General features: G+C 68.7%; 14 protein-coding genes. 8 read left to right on the forward strand and 6 right to left on the reverse strand.

What is annotated here, in order from left to right:
- Positions 1 to 309: 309 nt before the first annotated feature.
- Both ACZ7IF_RS28410 and ACZ7IF_RS28415 read right to left on the reverse strand, forming a co-directional pair.
- Entirely contained in the window at positions 310 to 939 is a 630-nt protein-coding gene (locus tag ACZ7IF_RS28410) for a class I SAM-dependent methyltransferase (protein ID WP_470976919.1), read from the reverse strand.
- A 197-nt stretch (positions 940 to 1,136) separates the two neighbouring features.
- The gene (locus ACZ7IF_RS28415) at positions 1,137 to 1,553 is read right to left on the reverse strand and encodes a HEAT repeat domain-containing protein (RefSeq protein ID WP_470976921.1); all 417 of its coding nucleotides are present in this window, start codon (positions 1,551 to 1,553) and stop codon (positions 1,137 to 1,139) included.
- A gap of 456 nt (positions 1,554 to 2,009) precedes the next feature.
- Between ACZ7IF_RS28415 and ACZ7IF_RS28420 the strand changes: the two genes are divergently transcribed.
- The 3 genes from ACZ7IF_RS28420 to ACZ7IF_RS28430 are packed head-to-tail and all read left to right on the forward strand — an operon-like array spanning position 2,010 to position 4,100.
- Positions 2,010 to 2,702, forward strand: a complete 693-nt coding sequence (locus ACZ7IF_RS28420) for a TnsA-like heteromeric transposase endonuclease subunit (RefSeq protein WP_470977190.1) — start codon at positions 2,010 to 2,012, stop codon at positions 2,700 to 2,702.
- Positions 2,699 to 3,490 (forward strand): hypothetical protein, encoded by a 792-nt coding sequence (locus ACZ7IF_RS28425; RefSeq protein ID WP_470976924.1) that lies wholly within the window; start codon positions 2,699 to 2,701, stop codon positions 3,488 to 3,490. The genes ACZ7IF_RS28420 and ACZ7IF_RS28425 overlap by 4 nt, the downstream gene beginning before the upstream one ends.
- 7 nt (positions 3,491 to 3,497) lie before the next feature.
- The gene (locus ACZ7IF_RS28430) at positions 3,498 to 4,100 is read left to right on the forward strand and encodes a hypothetical protein (RefSeq protein ID WP_470976927.1); all 603 of its coding nucleotides are present in this window, start codon (positions 3,498 to 3,500) and stop codon (positions 4,098 to 4,100) included.
- Positions 4,101 to 5,024: 924 nt separating this feature from the next.
- On the opposite strand, the gene ACZ7IF_RS28435 is transcribed toward ACZ7IF_RS28430, so the two are convergent.
- Genes ACZ7IF_RS28435 through ACZ7IF_RS28445 form a run of 3 tightly spaced genes read right to left on the reverse strand, consistent with a single transcriptional unit; the run spans position 5,025 to position 9,405 of the window.
- On the reverse strand, positions 5,025 to 5,609 hold the full coding sequence (locus ACZ7IF_RS28435) for a DUF6262 family protein (protein WP_470976930.1): 585 nt from the start codon (positions 5,607 to 5,609) through the stop codon (positions 5,025 to 5,027).
- Entirely contained in the window at positions 5,606 to 8,230 is a 2,625-nt protein-coding gene (locus tag ACZ7IF_RS28440; RefSeq protein ID WP_470976933.1) for a tyrosine-type recombinase/integrase, read from the reverse strand. The genes ACZ7IF_RS28435 and ACZ7IF_RS28440 overlap by 4 nt, the downstream gene beginning before the upstream one ends.
- Positions 8,227 to 9,405, reverse strand: coding sequence for a tyrosine-type recombinase/integrase (locus tag ACZ7IF_RS28445; RefSeq protein ID WP_470976936.1), 1,179 nt, complete (start codon positions 9,403 to 9,405; stop codon positions 8,227 to 8,229). Before ACZ7IF_RS28445 ends, ACZ7IF_RS28440 begins: the two co-directional genes overlap by 4 nt.
- A 168-nt stretch (positions 9,406 to 9,573) precedes the next feature.
- On the opposite strand from ACZ7IF_RS28445, the gene ACZ7IF_RS28450 reads away from it, so the two are divergent.
- The 4 genes from ACZ7IF_RS28450 (at position 9,574) to ACZ7IF_RS28465 (ending at position 13,272) form a co-directional block, all read left to right on the forward strand.
- The gene (locus tag ACZ7IF_RS28450; protein ID WP_470976939.1) at positions 9,574 to 10,323 is read left to right on the forward strand and encodes a hypothetical protein; all 750 of its coding nucleotides are present in this window, start codon (positions 9,574 to 9,576) and stop codon (positions 10,321 to 10,323) included.
- Positions 10,317 to 11,318, forward strand: a complete 1,002-nt coding sequence (locus tag ACZ7IF_RS28455; protein WP_470976942.1) for a TniB family NTP-binding protein — start codon at positions 10,317 to 10,319, stop codon at positions 11,316 to 11,318. Before ACZ7IF_RS28450 ends, ACZ7IF_RS28455 begins: the two co-directional genes overlap by 7 nt.
- 1 nt (position 11,319) lies before the next feature.
- The gene (locus tag ACZ7IF_RS28460; protein WP_470976945.1) at positions 11,320 to 12,372 is read left to right on the forward strand and encodes a TniQ family protein; all 1,053 of its coding nucleotides are present in this window, start codon (positions 11,320 to 11,322) and stop codon (positions 12,370 to 12,372) included.
- 291 nt (positions 12,373 to 12,663) lie between these two features.
- Positions 12,664 to 13,272, forward strand: a complete 609-nt coding sequence (locus ACZ7IF_RS28465; protein ID WP_470976948.1) for a ferredoxin — start codon at positions 12,664 to 12,666, stop codon at positions 13,270 to 13,272.
- Here the strand turns inward: ACZ7IF_RS28465 and ACZ7IF_RS28470 are convergent.
- Positions 13,269 to 14,252: an IS481 family transposase gene (locus tag ACZ7IF_RS28470; protein WP_470976951.1), complete on the reverse strand. Its 984-nt coding sequence runs from the start codon at positions 14,250 to 14,252 to the stop codon at positions 13,269 to 13,271. The genes ACZ7IF_RS28465 and ACZ7IF_RS28470 overlap by 4 nt on opposite strands.
- Before the next feature lie 800 nt (positions 14,253 to 15,052).
- Between ACZ7IF_RS28470 and ACZ7IF_RS28475 the strand changes: the two genes are divergently transcribed.
- On the forward strand, positions 15,053 to 15,766 hold the full coding sequence (locus ACZ7IF_RS28475; RefSeq protein ID WP_470976954.1) for a hypothetical protein: 714 nt from the start codon (positions 15,053 to 15,055) through the stop codon (positions 15,764 to 15,766).
- Positions 15,767 to 16,206: the final 440 nt, after the last annotated feature.

The raw sequence follows: 16,206 nt of genomic DNA on the forward strand, positions 1-16,206 counted from the left end.
CCCTTCGGGCCCAACTCTCCGCTTCGCTCCGAGCCATGGCCGGCCCTTCGGGCCGGAGTCCTGCGCTTCGCTCCGGACTGGCTCTGGTTCCGCTGCGCTCCACCAGAGCGGGCCTGCTGCGCAGGCCCCAGGGCTCCCGCGCTCCGCGCGGGAGGTGACCCCGTCTCACGGGGTCCGGGCCTCCGGCCCGTTGGGCGGGTCCGCTCCGCTCCCCCGCCCTGGGTCTTCCGGCTCCGCCTCCAGACCACGGCCCGCTCCGCGGACCGAGCTGGCAGCAGTAAAGAGGCAGCCGTCGGGCCCTGTGCTCCTCTAGCCCAGGCGGGCCAGCAAGTGGGCATCGAGGAAGCCCCGTTCGGAGGCCGGATCGTGGAGCAGCCGGGCGAAGGGGACGAGCCCGGCTTCGGCCAGCAGGTCGGCAAAGCGGTCCGCCGGCCAACTGTAGGCGGGCGCCACCTTGTGGTCGAAGCGGATCGGCTCCGGCTCTTCGGTCGCGAAGAAGGAGACCAGGAGCAAGCCTCCAGGCGCCAGGACGCGTACTTGCTCAGCGAGGAGTGTGGGCAGTTCACCGGGCGGAGTGTGGATCATAGAGTAGTGGGCCAGCACGCCGCCGAGCGCGCCGTCCTCGACCGGCAGGGCCTCCATCCGCGCCTCGTCGAACCGCAACGCCGGATGAGCCCGCCGGGCATGGTCAACCATGCCCGGCGAAAGATCGAGCCCGAAGACGTCCAGGCCCAGATCGTCCAGCATGCCCGTCAGATGTCCAGGCCCGCACCCGACATCGGCCACCCGCAGATTCCCCGTCTCACGCACCAGCTCGGCGAAGGTGCCGATCATGGCCCGCGAGAACGGATGCGTCTCCAACCGATTAGCGAACAACGACGCATACAGCTCGACGACCCCGTCATAGGCCGCCCTCGTCTGCTCCTGGTGGTCCGTCACGAGAGGAAGCTAACACCGTCCACGATCAGAGCCGTCCTCCAGCGCCATGCCGCCTACACCAGTCAGGGACGCAGCCCATCCGATTCAACCTGAACCAGAGCTAGACTCTGGAAAGATCACCCCGTACCAGATCCACTGACCGCCGACAAGTGGGTGTCCTGTCTCACTGAAGGTTGGCAGTGACCAGTGCCTTCCGATCAGCGCAGGCGTGTAAGTCGCAACCGAGCTTCGTTTCGGACATCGGGGTCTCTGTCCGCTGCCAGCGTCTGAAGTTGCGCGATCATCTCGGCGCCGTCCTGTCCGGTCGCCCAGCGCGGGTCACCGTCCAGTTCCGCAGCAAGTTGATCGGCGGTTCCCTGGTCAGAGGCCACTGCACGGGCAGCAAGCACTGCACGCAGGCCGGCCAGATCTCTCCGAGCCAAGAGAGCCACCGCGGTATCCGAGGTCACCCCGGTGTCCTGAGCGTCTAGCAACAGACGGTGCAGGACACCGGCGACACTCTCAATCTGCGGGGCTGCCGCCAGATGTCGCCCCGCGGCGGCTCTAACAGACCAGTCCGGCGATTCCGCTGCGGCGATCGCGTCGCGAAGCCCTTGCTCGGTGAAGTCATCCACGGCACCAGGCTGCCAGGGATGTCTCGATCACGCTTCGTTGAGACAACACCGCGGCGGTCAATCTACAGTGAGATTGGTCAACCTTCAGTGAGACGGGACAGTGGGGTCGCTAGCCAGGGGCCACGGCGCCATTGCCCAACCGGCCTGCACAGGCTGCCTGTTCGCAGCGGAACTCATCTGGGATTCGGGACTGGTCTGGGGCCCTGCGCTCGGGTCGTCGGCTTGGGTTCCTGCAGGCCAGGGGGCAATAGCAGAGTCAAGGGGTGTATTCGGGCTGGTCAGAGGGTGCTTCACCACCTCGTGTGGCTCGGTATATCTGCGCACTGCGCAGGTTGACCGAGCCTTCTTCAATGGGCGCAAGGGCGACTTGCTCTCGGGGGGCCACTGGGTTCGGTGGAGGGGGGCGGGGTGCATCCGCGCCATGTGGACGTGCGGTTCGTCGGGCCGGACGGGGTCATGCTCCAGAGACCGTGGCGGGCAGCTATCGGGGAGCTACGCCTCATAGAGTGCGCGATGGTGCGTGGTTTCCCGCTGCGGCGAGGGCGGCGGTTGGCTCCGGGGTGGTGGTGGTCAGCGACCACCGGTCGTCTGGTGGGGTACGGAAGCGCGGCTATGCGGGACGCGGTCATGATGCTGGATCAGAATCCGCAGGTGGCGGGCATGGTGAGCCGTCCGCTGGAGTTCGTGTGGGAGGAGCGGGGGCGGATCGTGACCCACGCCCCTGACCTGGCCGTGAACATGGCTGACGGGGGCATTCGTCTTGTGGACTGCCCCGGGAGCGGCGGACCGTCCGCACGGCTCGTCGGCCGGGCGCGGGTGGTCGGGGCGTGTGCTCGGGACGCGGGCTGGGAGCACCGGTTCGCGGACACCGCGGATCCGGTCGTTCTGGCCAATGCGCGCTGGCTGTCGGTCTACCGGCACCCGCGGTGTTCGGTGACTATCCCCGCCTCCCGGCTGCGCGCAGCGTTCGCCAAACCCACCACGCTGGGCAAGGGTGCACTCCGGCTCGGAGACCCGATCGCCACACTGCCGGCCGTCTACCACGGGCTCTGGAACGACCTGCTGAGCATGGCCTGGGACCGCCCCCTGAGCGAGGAGACTCCGGTGACCGCCGTGCCAACCGGTCGGCGGAAGGAGCTGAAGCAGTGAAACGTCCGGTAGACGTCGTGGAAGTCGGGGACCGGATCCGGTTCGACGGTGGCGTCCACGTCCTGGCCGGTCTGGACGGGCCGCGCTGCCGACTGGTCGCCGAGGAGGGCGCCGGAGTGCAGGTGCTGCTGCTCACCCAAGTACTCGGTACGCAGGACTTCGCCGTCCTGGACCCCCGCCGGCCCGGGCGGTCGCGTGTTCCGGTACACGGCCCGCTGGACGGGCTTGAGCCCGCGGTCCGGGAGAAGGCCCTGGCCTGGGAGCGGCACATCCTGGAAGTCGAGACCGGCCACATCGGGCCCCACCGGGACTGGCCGCCGCGGCCCGGGTACGACCCGGCCGTGTACGGGCTCGCCGAACACGAGGCAACCAAGGCCGCCGAGCTGACCGCGGCCGGGGAGCAGGTCAGCGTGGCCACCGTGCGCCGGATGCGAGCCCGCTACCGCGAGCAAGGGGTCTGGGGTCTCGTCGACGGCCGGCTGAAACGAGAGCGGTCCGCGTTCGGGCGGGCCGATCCGCGGGTGGTGACCGCGATCAAGCGGGCGCTGGAGGAGCAGCAGGGGCATTCGACGGGGACATTCAGTCGGCTGCGGCGCCAGGTGGGGTGGCTGCTGAAAGACGCCCACGGACCCGGAGCAGTGGCGGTGCCGCCGGTGGCCACGTTCAACCGGCTAGTGCGCTCCGTCGCCGAACAGGAACAGCTCGCGCTGACAGCCGCCGGCCATCGGCGGCGGGCATCTCGACCGGAGCCGGTGTTCACTCCGACACACGCGATGGCGCCCCGGTGAGCTGGTGATGATGGACAGCACCCTGCTGGACGTGATGGTCGTGTGCGAGGACGGACAGGCGCGGCGGCCGGAACTGACGATGGCGGTAGACATGGCCACCCGCAGCATCACCGCGGCCGTCCTGCGCCCCAAGGGCACCAAGGCGGTGGACGCGGCCGTACTCCTGGCACAGACACTGGTGCCACAGCCGATGCGGCCCCACTGGCCCCAGTACCTGTCCATGGCCGCCTCCGTCATCCCCCACCAGCGGCTCGTCTCCATCGACGCCCGCATGCAGGGCGCGGCAGCCAGGCCGGTAATCCGGCCGTCAACCGTGGTCATCGACCAGGGCAAGGTGTTCGTCTCCCGCTGCTTCCTCGCCGCCGCCGAGCACCTGGGGATCTCCGTCCAGCCGTGCCCGCCCGCATCCGGGCACGCCAAAGGGCAGGTGGAGCGGGGCTTCGGAGCAATCGGCACCCTGTTCGCGCAGTACGTCGCCGGATACACCGGCAACAGCCTCGCCACGCGCGGCAGCAACGTGGAGGACGAAGCACGCTGGACACTGCCCCAGCTCCAGGACCTCCTAGACGAATGGGTCGTCCTTGGCTTTACCGACCGCGGGAGTCCATAGATGGCCTTCGACCTGCGGTGATACGTAGCGTACATGTAGTCGACGGGAGATCAAGAGAGGTCGGGAAGTCTGCCTCCCGGGCAGCTGACAGGCCGGACTATCGGGGCAGCATTGATCGGAACGGCCTCACTCTGGGAGGATGTCGTCCATGACAAACCAACGAAAGGCCTATGGCGCGTAGACGGCCAGGCCAGGTGCGCGCCAAGTTGTCGCGCAGGCTCCGCCCGGAGCACGGCAGGAAGATCGTTTCTGGGGTCTCGGCGCGCGCACAGAGCGAGATTGCCGCGTTCGAGGATTCACGTTTGTGGCCAGGAGCCATCGCCGACGCGATGGCTCGGTGGGTCGGCACCGTTCACGGCCCGGCCCGTAGGCTGACGGATCCACAGGCCCGTGGCTGCGGAGTTGAAGCGTGCTGTCCCTCTGACGCTCATCCACGAGAGATGCTGGAGCAGGCCCTGTGCGGGCTGCCGACAGGTGCATCGCGGGAGCTCCGGCGGCTGGTGCATCCGCTTGACGAGGTCTACTGTTCCCGCACGATCGTGGACTCCTATGGCGATCCGTCTCAGCCGTGGTGGATGCGGAGATGCTGAACCTCAGACAGGGGGATGCCTCGTAAGCGCCCCTCCGCCATCCGGCCGGAGTCCGGATCATGCCTGCAGTGCGGCGCCAGGCAGGACTACTGCGAACGGTTCGACGCAGCGCTGTGCGTGGTGTGCGACGAATGGCGTGAAGGCGTCTGCAGTGATCCTGATTGCGCGTATTGCCGACGACGGCCCGAACGGCCGAGCCTTGCCTGGGAACACGCCCGCGCAGAAGCCGTCTTGCGTCGCGCGGCCCGGCTGGCCAACCGTCGATCGCTCTGGTCCCGGCCGAGGGGCCCGGTCACCTAATGGTGATCTGGCCCCTCGGCCGGGTTTTGCCGGGCTACTTTCCGACGGGTGGGTCAAGGAGTTGGGCTTCGAGGTCGGCAACGCGGCGGGCTTGGAACCGCAGGTTTGAGCGGGCGGCCTTCAGGCGTTCATCCAGGGTGCGGTTGTCGGTGGTGAGTTGGCGGACGCGTTGCTTGAGGGTGGTGTTCTCGGTGGTGATCCGCTGGACGGCGTCCTGGGTCCACTCGGATTCCAGGTCGCGGACCTGTCCGAGGAGTTCGCCGATGCGGGTGCGCTGGGCGAGGATCTCGGCGTGGGCGGCCTTGAGGCCGCCCTCGGCGTTCAGTGCCCGCTCGCGCCAGGTCGCCTCCCGCTCCTCGTCCTGGGCGGCGAGCAACTGGGCCCGGCGCTCTCCCGCCTCGGCCATGGCGGTGGCGACCGTGTCCCTGGCCTCGGGGTGGTCGTAGAGGAAGGTGCGGGAGACGTTCGCGCGGCGGGCGACCGCGGCGACGCTGACCTGGGCCTTCTCACGGCGGAGCCTGGCGATCGCGTCACGGACGCGCCCGAGGGCGGCTTCGGTGCCGCGTCGGCGGGCCGCGAGAGCGGCGGCCGTGCGCGGGTCGGGGACGGTGGCGGTCACGCGCATTCCTGTTCGTCGGTGGTGGTCTCGTCCTGGTCCTGCTCGTCGTGACCGGCATCGGCGAGGTCGGCGGCGCGGAAGGCGGTGGACCAGACGCGGTGGAAGTAGTCCTGGGGTTTGCGCAGGTCCAGGTCCAGGGCCTCGTCCAGGAGGCCGAGGCCGGCCAGGGCCTTCTCCAGGCCGTCGATAGCGCGGGCGGTGGGCTCGAAGTAGGCGTGCAGGTAGTCGGCGGTGGCATCGTCCGGGGCGCCCTCGGCCAGCAGCCGCCACTGCTCGCGCTTGCGCCTCCAGTAGAGAAGATCGGCCCCGGACAGGACGAACTTGTCGCAGGAATGGCAGTTGAGGCTCCAGGGGCAGTCGCCGCCGTCGACGACGGGCTGGAAGGTGCAGAAACCACCCTCGGCGGGGGTGCTGCGGCGGCCGAGGTCGATCGCGATGGCCATGGCGTGCTCTCGGGTGAGTGGGGTGAGGTCGTCGGTGAGGATTTCGCCGGGGTTGGCGGCGCCGGGGCCGGCGACCCAGATGTGCTGCAGTACGTCTTCCAGGTCGGACTGGGCGAGGTGGACGTAGTGCTCGGCCATGCGCTCGGAGACCTGGCCGAGGTAGCGGCGGATGTGGGTCAGGCTCGCTCCGGCTCGCAGCAGGCTGGTGGCCAGCGAGTGCCGGGCCTGATGGGGTACCCACCGGCCGATGTCGAGGTCGTTGATCCATTCTTTGAAGCCCCGGTGGAACCACTGGTAGGACAGGGGCCGGCGGCTGTCGCTGTTGCGCTGGTTGCTGGGGAACAGCGGCAGATGGGCGCGCTCCTCCGGGGTCGGCGGGCGGTTGTGGCGAGTGGCGAACAACGCCAGGGTCTTGCGCTGTCGGGCTTCCAGCCGCTGGTGGAGCTGTTCGGGGATGCGGATCGCGGCGTCGTAGTTGTCGACCTTCGTCTGGTCGTGCCAGAGCATGGGGAGCCTGCCGTAGCGGCCCAGGCAGTCCAGACGCAGTTTGATCACCTCGCTGCAGCGCCGTCCGGTGACGATGATGGTCTCCCAGGCGTCGCGCAGTCCGCGGTCGGCCGGGTCGTGGCGGGCGGCGAGCGTCTGCAGGTTGGTCTCCGCGGCGAGGGCCTGGGCGACTTCGTCGGAGAAGGGGCTTCGTGTCCGGGTGATGATCCTTCCCGGAGAGGGCATGGCAGTGACGAAACCCCGGTCCAGGCCGAGCCGTTCGGCTTCGCCGGATTCCAGGGCTTCCAGCAGAATCCGCCGGGTGCGGGTGAAGACCATCTGGCGGGTGTAGGCCGTCACGATGGACGGTTTCCCGTGCAGGCCCTTCATTCCCAGGGACGGCAGCCCGTCCAGTTCCCGCAGCCGTTGGTCGGCGGCGAAGTCGTGGACGTGATGCGGCCGAAGCAGCCTCGGGTCGTGACCGCCACCGGGGGCCCGGACCTCCAGGAAGGCGCTGAGCTCGGTGCAGGCCCGCCGGGTGCCGTCGAAGGTGTGACCTGAGCGCGGACAGCTCGGCGATCGCAGTATCGCGGCGAAATGATCCCAGGCCAGGTCGCGGAGCCATCGCTGGGATATCGAGGTCAGGTCCATGCGCGGCGACCGGTTGTTCAGCCGGCGGCCGAAGTGCTCGGTGTTCAGGTACCCCTGCTCGCGGGTCTGCTCCGGCGTCACATAGAGCGGGGTGAGCAGGTCAATGAGGATCCGGGCGAGGTAGGCAGCGTCCCGGCCGGCCGTGCTCAGCAGACCCTGTTCCTTCTCTGGGTCCAGGCCGTCGGCGGCCAGGTCGGTGAGCGAATGAAGCCCGTGCTCGCGGCAGTAGTCCGCCAGGCCCTGGATCTGGGTGAGTTCCCAGCGCCTGCCCGATCCACGGGCATGGACGGACAGCCCCCACTGGATCTCGGCCCTCAGGAGCGGGTGCAGACCCCGGAGGTTGACCTGCCCTGGTCGAGATACCGGCGCCGTCCTTGAGCACCACCACCGGAAGTCCGACTCGTTGTCGTAGGCGACCGGCACCGGCAAGCCGACCCGCTCGTAGCGGTTGCCCCACTGCGTTGGCAGCGCGGCGCCACCCGGCCCTCCCTCCCTGCGATAGCGCCGGTGGTGCCGATAGCAGAGCCCCAGGGGTGACTCCGCCAGGTCAGGGCAGACCACGGCCTTGCAGCGTCCGTATCCGGGCCGGGGCAGCTGCTTGGCCAGCCAGGTGTCGAAGTCGGCTGCGGCGCCGTGCCGGTCACGGTGGTGATACCAACTGAACTGGTGGTGGTGACACAGTTCCAGGGTCAACTGGCGCGCAGGCCGCCCGGGGCAGAGCCGGCACGGTCGCTCACGCAGTTCCTCACCCTGCCCGACCGGATCGGCGGTGCGCAGGAAGTCCGCTCGGGACCGCTCGGCGCGGAGCTGACGCCATGCAGTCTCGTGGGCGCCGCAGAGATCGCCCCGGCCCACCCTCGGCCGCTCGCAGTCGGTGACCAGGCAGACCCATCGGTAGACAGGGTGGTCCGGAGGGATCTCGACGATCTCCGAGCGGAACACAGCGTCGAAGGACGGAGAGCTGACCAGCGCGGTCATGATCTCCAACCGGTCCCGGCCCTCCCGGCCGTCCCGCACCGGGATCAGAACAGTCGTGGTCACCGCGTCTCACCCCAGACCGCGCGCAGAGCGGAGTCGAAGGCGGGGTCGTGGACGTCGACGTGTCCGTAGACCTCGTCGACCGTGGCAGCCGAGGCCCAGCCGCCGGCGTCCCGGGCGATCAGCAGGTTGCCGTCGGCGGCGTCGAGGACCGCGGAAGTAAACGTGTGGCGGAAGGCATGGGGTTTCACCAGCCCGAGCCCGGCGCGTTTCCCGGCTCGGCCGAGCATCCGGCGGGCCCCGACCGGTGCCCACGGCTGTCCGACGCAGGCCCCGTGCAACTGGACCAGGAGCATGCCGTGTCCGGCTTCGCGCGGGTACTCGCCGGTGAGGTACTCGAAGTAGGAGTGCACCATCGCCGGACTGACCCGCTTGATCAGTCCGCCGGTGACCGTCCCGTGCTCGACCCGCCAGGGGTGCTTGGTCTTGGCCTCGGCCCGGTTCGGGTTGCCGGGCCGGTGGCAGACGTGCAGGTGAGGGGCGCGGCACTCGCCGCAGGCTGCGTTCTCGCGCAGGTGCAGGTCGACCAGGTGCAGCCCGCAGAGCTCGCCGATCCGCAGCCCGCCGTCGGCCAGCCAGGTCACCACCATCCGGTCCCGGGCCGAGTTCACCGTCGCCAGCAGCTTCTCCCTCGCGCCGTCGGGCAGCATCTTCGGGTGCCGGCGGTGCGGTCCCTTCGGCGCGAGCGGGTTTGCCGGCATCGCGGACTTCACGTGCCCGAGGAGCGAGCGGTGCCGGTCCACCCGCGACGGCAGCCGCGTGCCGTCGAGCTTCCCACCGAGGTCCACGTTGACGCCGAGAGAGGACTGGTGCAGGTAGAAGCCCTTCAGGCAGGACGCCGCGGTCGACAGCGCGGACCGGCCGTAGGGGCGCTTGCCCATCCGCCACGGCTCACCGAGTGGCATGTGGACCTCGGCGCCGACGACGCCCATGTAGCGCTCAAGGTCCCGCAGCGCGACCTTGTCGAAGGCCAGGCACTCACGCTCCAGCCACCGCAGATGATCCACCAGGTAGTACGCGTAAGTCTTCTGCGTGCCCGAGCCGTCATGGACGCGCAGGAACCTGTCCGCTTCGGCGTGGAGAGTGCCCTCAGGCCAGACGACGGTCCACGACCTCCTCCCGCCATTCCGCTCGATCCGCTGGACCCTCAAGTCCCCGACCACAAGGTGCCGCACCATTCGTCCTCCGTACCGACTCCAGAACATGACGAACGTCCTGAAACCGGTCGGTAAACGAGCCCGTGACGTCCACGCCACAGGCTCGAACAGACATCACGAACAGCACAAACCACGGTCGGTAAATGCGGGTGGCAGGAACGGCGCCACGAGCGGCTGCGGCACCCGCTCATGCCCCGCCTGACGCTCACTCCCAACGAGATGTGGGGTGTGCTCGTCGGTATCGCCGGGCACGTACCCGTCCCCCTGACCGGAGCCGACTGGATCGAACTGCTGCCATCCCGGCGCTGCGCGATCGGCGACGAGGGCATCCAGTTCGACTACCGCACCTACGACGGGCCCGCACTCAACGGGCACCGCCACCGCTCCACCGCCGCGGACGGGAAGTGGGAGGTCCACCACAACCCCTACGAGCCGTGGCAGTGCTGGGTCAGACTCCCCCACGGCTGGGAGCCGGTCACCTGGATCCACCAAGGGCTGGTATCCAGGCCGTTCACCGACACCACCTGGCGACACATCCGCAGCGTGGTCAAACGGCGTGAAGGCCGGGCCGAACACGAGGAGCAGCTCGCCCGTCACCTGGACGAACTCCTACGCCACGCCCATGCCACCGACACAGGCGTCGGTGGCGTGGGCGATTCACCCCCTGCCAGCAGCGCCCCGGGCATCCTCGACGCAGCGGCCCGTACCAGCACCGCCTCCAAGCCCGGCGAGAACGACCAGCCCGCACAGTCACGCCGGAAGGCACAGGCTGGGCACAAGAAGCGACGGAACGCGGGCATGGATCTGCTGGACAGTCCCGCCGGACAGGTCCTGGACGCGGACGAGGGCGCCGACACCACCCCTGACATTGCCAGCGCGGCGGCGCCGGGCGGTGCCTGGAACATCTTCGACGCACACCAGGAGGCTCAGCAGTGGTAACGGCCGCCGACCGGGAGACGAACGACGATCCGTACGCCTCGCCGAGCACCTGGCGCGAATGGGTGCGGTTCGTCGACACCGATCCACCCTGCCTGCCCGGGACCGGTCCGTGGAGCGCAGAAGACCGCCTGGACTACCACTCCCGGTTCGTCATCCTGTCCACCCCCACCATGACCAAGGTCTCCCTCACCCTGCGCCGGCTGATGATCCTCAACCGCAGGCACAACGGCACCGCCCGCCGAGGCCTGCTGATCTCCGGGCCGCCCACCACCGGGAAAACCACCACCCTGCAACAACTCAGCCGGTCCTTCCACCTCGCCGACCGAGCCCGCCGGGGCGCACCCGACGACCACATGCCCGTCGTGTTCCTCTCCGTCCCCCCGGCCGCGACCGCGAAAATGCTCGTGTCCGAACTCGCCCGGTTCCTCGACCTGCCCCTCACCACGAGCATGAACCAGGCGCACATCACCGACATCGTCTGCGCCACCCTGAACGAACTAGGCACCCGACTCGTCCTGATCGACGACGTCCACCTCCTCAACACCCGCACCCGCAACGGCGCCGAGACCTCCGACCAGATGAAACACCTCAGCGAACGGATCCCCGCGACGTTCGTGTACGCGGGCGTCGCCCTCGACTCCTCACCCCTGCTGACCGGAGTTCGGGGCGCGCAGATCGCAGGCCGGTTCAAAACCGTCCGCAATCCGCCCCTGGGACACGGCAGCCCCACGCAACGCGCCTCATGGGAAGGGCTGATCCAGGGCATGGACGAGGCACTGCGCCTGGACGCCCACCGCACGGGTGCGCTGGCCCGGCACGCGCCGTATCTCCACCTCCGTACCGGCGGCCGGATCGGAAGCCTGTCCGCCCTGGTACGCGAAGCGGCCATCGCCGCGATCCTGGACGGCAGCGAGAAGATCACCAAAGCACTTCTCGACGACATCGAGCTCGACGAACTCGCCGAACACACCCCCCGGCCCGCCAGGCGGCGCTGACATGCCGCGAACATTGCCGGACCTGACACACCAAGCACTGCGACGCATCCGACCCATGGCCTTCGAGACCAACGTCTCATTCACCGCACGCCTCGCCAGGGCGCACCACCTCACCACCAGCGAGCTCCTGAGCGGGCTGCACATACACCGGCCCAAGGTCTGCCCCGCCCGCGAACACGACTACGGGCCGCACACGCCCACCGAGCTCTACCTCAACGCCGGCGCGCGGGCCCGCATCAGCCAGTACACCGGCATCCCCGACGCTCACCTCACCCACGCCCTTCCGTGCTGGAAGGACCACCGCGACCGGGGCTCCGCCGCTGAAACCATGCCCGGCGGCGCCCTGCGCCCCTCCAGTCTTCCCGCCGTCATCGGATGCCCGCACTGCACCGTCGCCCGCACCGGACAAACCCAGCCCGTCCCACGCTACCTCCCCCACCAGCAGCTCGTATGTACCCGCCACCGCACCTGGGCACTGGGCCCCCACACCCTCCACGGCATACCCGTCCCCCACACCCACGCTCTCCTGCACAAGACTCCCGAGATCGTCCGCGCACACCACACCCACCTACGACTGACCCGCCGCTGGGGGCCCGACGCCGACGACGCCATCGCCCAGGCAGCCCGCCTCACCGAACACTGGCGCCGCCGCGCCCCCAAAACCGAACGGATCTGGCCCGACCGCGCCCGACTCGTCGCCAGCGAAGACGCCTCCATGTGGCAAGCCCTGGCCCGCGAGGCAATCACCTACCCCGAAACCATCACCCTGGCCGGGCTTCTCGTCCGCCGGCCCTCAGCCCGCTACCACCGGACCCCGCCCGGCCAGTCCCATCCCCTCCACACCACCATCGCCCGCCTCCTGAACCGCCAATGGCTACAAAACCCCGCCCACTACCCCGAAGACCTCGCCCGCTACATCCAATACGCCCCACGCCACCCCACCAACGAAACCGCCTACCGCCACCACACCAAACCCACCAGCCGCGAAGCGGACACCGTCGAACTCACCCAACTCGGATACCGACCACCCCGGCCACCTACCAACAACCAGTGAAACTGCGCAGTACCCAACCAACCTGCACAGCCACACCCCAAGCCAGGAAACCTCCAGGTCAGATGGATTCCACACCCCGACACTATGCAGATTCAGTGAGCCACTCAGCCACCAACCCGCTCAACCAACCTGCACAACACCAGGTCAGGAACATGACGACTACTCAGTTTCACTGAGCGCCGACACATCCGCTCAGGGCCAGGCATCCGCCCAGGGGCGCCGGTTGTGGACCGCAGACGGTCTCCGCACACGATTTCGGAGCCTGTTTGGCCACCTGACAGGATGCCGACCATGAGCTACTGGGACCCACTGCCGTCTGTTCGGGCCGCAGAGAACGGGCCGCTGCCCGCCCCCGGCGGCGGCACGTGGCTGCCCGCCCCGGAGTACCGCGGCAACTGGTGGAACGCCCGCCCCGAGCGCTGGGCGGAACACGACTGGCGCAACGTGCCGGGACCGTTCTACGGGGCCGGGACCGACAACTGCTGGATGGGCCGACTGATCGCCCCCGCGCACGTGCTCTACGACGATGAATGGGGCGCCGAGTTCATCTATCGGCAGCCCCGTGACACGGCGCAGGCGCTGGCGCTGCTGGGCGCGGTCGCACAGGACCCGATGGCCGGCTACGCCTGCGACGGTGACGACCACTGGACCCCCCAGCTCGTCCGCGACTGGTGGAGGGAGCGCGGCCGGGTACGGGAGTGGGCCGCGTCCCTGGACCGCACCTGGTCGATCTCGAAGCGGGAGGCAGAACGCGAGGCAGCAGACGGGGCCCGGGAGTACGTCACGTACATCGACGGAGGCCTCGCGCAGGACCTCCGCCACTACCTCTTCTGGCTGTCCGAAGGCCGCCCTGCCAACCCCGGCGAACCCTTGCCGCCCCTCTCCCCACGCGGGGCCTAGGTGTATTGACCCGTAGCGTTGTTCACGCGGCTGATGGGTGGGTGTCCGTCCAGTGCGATGTGGCAGCGGTGGTGGTCGTAGGTGTGGAGGAAGTCTGCCAGGGCCGCTGTCCGCTCGTCGTTTGAGGTGTAGGGCCGCAGGTAGGCCCATTCCTCGAGCAGGGTGCGGTTGAAGCGTTCGACCTTGCCGTTGGTCTGGGGCCGGTAGGGCCTGATCTTCTTGTGGGCGATGCCGGCCGCGGTCAGGGTCCGGGTGAACAGCTTGGACTTGTAGCAGGCGCCGTTGTCGGTCAGGACGCGTTCGACGGTGATGCCGTGGGCCTGGAAGAACGTGTTGGCCCGCTGCCAGAAGCCGACGGCGGTCTCCTGCCGTTCGTTGGCCAGGACCTCGCTGTAGGCCAGGCGGGAGTGGTCGTCGACGACGGAGTGGACGTAGCTGTAGCCGATCACTGGTGTGGAGCTCTTGCGCTCGGTGGTGGTGGCCTGCCGGTTGCGGTCGCCGTCAGTTCGGCCCACGGCCCGCCATCCGCCGCCGTGAGGGATGTTGCCGAGCTTCTTGATGTCGACATGGACCAGCTCGCCGGGCCGGGCACGCTCATAACGCCTGATCGGCTCTCCGGTGGGCCGGTCCAGCCAGGCCAGGCGGTGCAGGCTGTGCCGGACCAGGATCCAGTGGACGGCCGAGGCGGGCAGGCCGAGGATCGGACCGATCCGTGCGGGGCCGAGTTTGCGGCTTCGGCGCAGGTCACAGACTCGGGCCTCGATCGCGGGCAGCGTCCGGTGGGGTGTCGTGCGGGGGCGGCTGGAACGGTCGTGGAGTCCAGCGTCGCCTTCCGTGCGCCAGCGGCGGACCCATTTGTGGGCGGTGGCCCGCGATATGCCCATCTCGGCCGCGACATGCGCGACAGGGCGGCCCGAGCGGACTCGCTCGACCAGTAGCCGCCTACCGAAGACGGTCAGCCGGGCATTACGGTGGGACACGAAGGCCTCCGTGCGGTGAGTTCCTAGACAGCTCCCACCACACCGGAGGTCTTCGCCATGTTCAAGACCAGCCGAGTGTCAACAACACTCGTGATCAATACACCTAGCGTGTCATCCCCACAGGACAACAGGAAGCCACGCGGGCAAGAGCACCGGATCGCGGAGCGCGCTCCCCAGAGGAAGCAGCGCAAACTAAAAGCGTCATCCCGATGTGCACCCAAGTGACCAGGCACTACGTCAAAAACGTCAGCACGGAATCGGCAAGCACTGTCAGCGGCAAAACCCAACCCACATACCCCCGACCAGCGACAAACCCAGAACGGGACACTGACACCTCAACACCGAACGCCCACTGATGAGGCTCTCTGAATTTCCCCACCGGTGCTCAGCGGTGTCCCCAAACCTGCTCAGTTGATCTCCCCATCTATTGAGTGACCTCATCCGGCATGTCGAACTGGTGTCGGCGTGTCGTGGAGAGCCTGGGTGTGCTTGAAGGTCGGCCTGTTCGGAGGCCCGGACGCTCGACCCGTCCACGGGCGGCGGCCTTGCGCGCGGCCAGCCGTTCAGCGGCCGGCCCCCGCCCGGCGCCCCCGCCGAGCGGGGCGGCCCGCCCCGCTCGCACCCGAGAACCGTGACTCACCGCGACAGCGGCGTACGCCCGACCGGCCGAGTGGACAGGCCGCGGGGACGGCGGGACGCTCGAATCAGGACGTGCGCCGATGTTCCACGGCCCTCACGGCCACGTCGACGCCAGGACGGGGCCCATGATGCCCGGGACCGCAGCAATCAGCGACGATGCCATGGGAAAGGCGCTCCGCGACTTGGACACCCTCGCCGAGGCCGAGTACGGAACGGATCTGGCCAGCCTGTTCGCCGACGACGACCCGGTGCCCGGTGCCGAGTATCAGAACCGGGAGGTGCGCGACTCGCACGACGCGCTGTGGCGCGTCGGGCGCCTCATCGGGATCACGGTCAAGCAGCCCTTCGCCGAGCCCCCGGCCCCTCTGGACAACCACGTATCGCAGACCGGAGCCCTCCGGCGCTGGGAGCTGCCCGAACCTGTGGACCCGGGCAGGGTGAGCCCCGACGAGTGGCAGTACCGCCTCATCACGGGCCTCCTGGCCACGGAGGACCGCAAAGGCGAGTTCGACTGGCTGCCCTCCAAGGACCTCCCCCCGGCCGAACAGGTCGCCATGTTCCTGACGGACGCCCACGGCGAGCGCGGCATCTTCCGTGTGATCCTCTTGAGTTCCCGCAAGTACCTGTGCAAGAACCCGATAGTCGAGGCCGCAGTGGCGGGAGCCGAAGGACGTCTCAAGGTGGACGGCCCGACGGTCATCGTCGCAGGCAGCCTTCATCCGGCTGCTCAAGCCATCGCCGACGCCGTCCCGTGGCTCGACCCGACGATGACCGCGGTGATCGCGGGCCTGCTCCTCATCATCACCGCGTGGGGCCTGAACCGGTACTGTCGCCGCACGCCACCGGAACCGGTCACCGACGTCGTGGAGACCTGATCGCCGACTTCAGCGTTGACCTACCTTCAGCGTTGACCGACCGGCCGTCAGAGAAGCGAAGGAGGCAGCCCCTCAAAGACGCTCATGCTCCCCACCTTCCTCAGACGCTCCAAACCCGGAACAAGTGAGCAACAGAAGCAGCTCTGGCCACTATCAAGGAGCCTCATCACCACTGAGCGTTTTCAGCTTCGCCACTCCAGGGTGACGCCGTGGCCCTCGCTTGAGTCCTGGAAGCTCCGAGGCTGGGCCCGCCGGGCACGGTGCGTTGTCTGTGAAAAGTCGCGGGCGGTCACTTCGCTGAGGGGCCGGCCCTGCGCTTCGGGGCGGAAGATGATCGTGGGGAGGGATGGAACGCATGCTCGAAGTACCATCCCTGCAAGGTTCTCCCGCCGGTACTTCCCAACCTCCGCAGTGGCGTAGTCGGACGGAGACATCCCTGT

The organism is Streptomyces sp. NPDC037421 (assembly GCF_055602105.1).

Excerpts from the sequence above, each read along its gene's own strand:
- ACZ7IF_RS28430 (WP_470976927.1), top strand. The coding sequence starts at position 3,498 with ATGATGGACAGCACCCTGCTGGACGTGATGGTCGTGTGCGAGGACGGA.
- ACZ7IF_RS28450 (WP_470976939.1), top strand. The coding sequence starts at position 9,574 with ATGCCCCGCCTGACGCTCACTCCCAACGAGATGTGGGGTGTGCTCGTC.
- ACZ7IF_RS28420 (WP_470977190.1), top strand. The coding sequence starts at position 2,010 with ATGCTCCAGAGACCGTGGCGGGCAGCTATCGGGGAGCTACGCCTCATA.
- ACZ7IF_RS28465 (WP_470976948.1), top strand. The coding sequence starts at position 12,664 with ATGAGCTACTGGGACCCACTGCCGTCTGTTCGGGCCGCAGAGAACGGG.
- ACZ7IF_RS28445 (WP_470976936.1), bottom strand. The coding sequence starts at position 9,405 with ATGGTGCGGCACCTTGTGGTCGGGGACTTGAGGGTCCAGCGGATCGAG.
- ACZ7IF_RS28460 (WP_470976945.1), top strand. The coding sequence starts at position 11,320 with ATGCCGCGAACATTGCCGGACCTGACACACCAAGCACTGCGACGCATC.
- ACZ7IF_RS28475 (WP_470976954.1), top strand. The coding sequence starts at position 15,053 with ATGGGAAAGGCGCTCCGCGACTTGGACACCCTCGCCGAGGCCGAGTAC.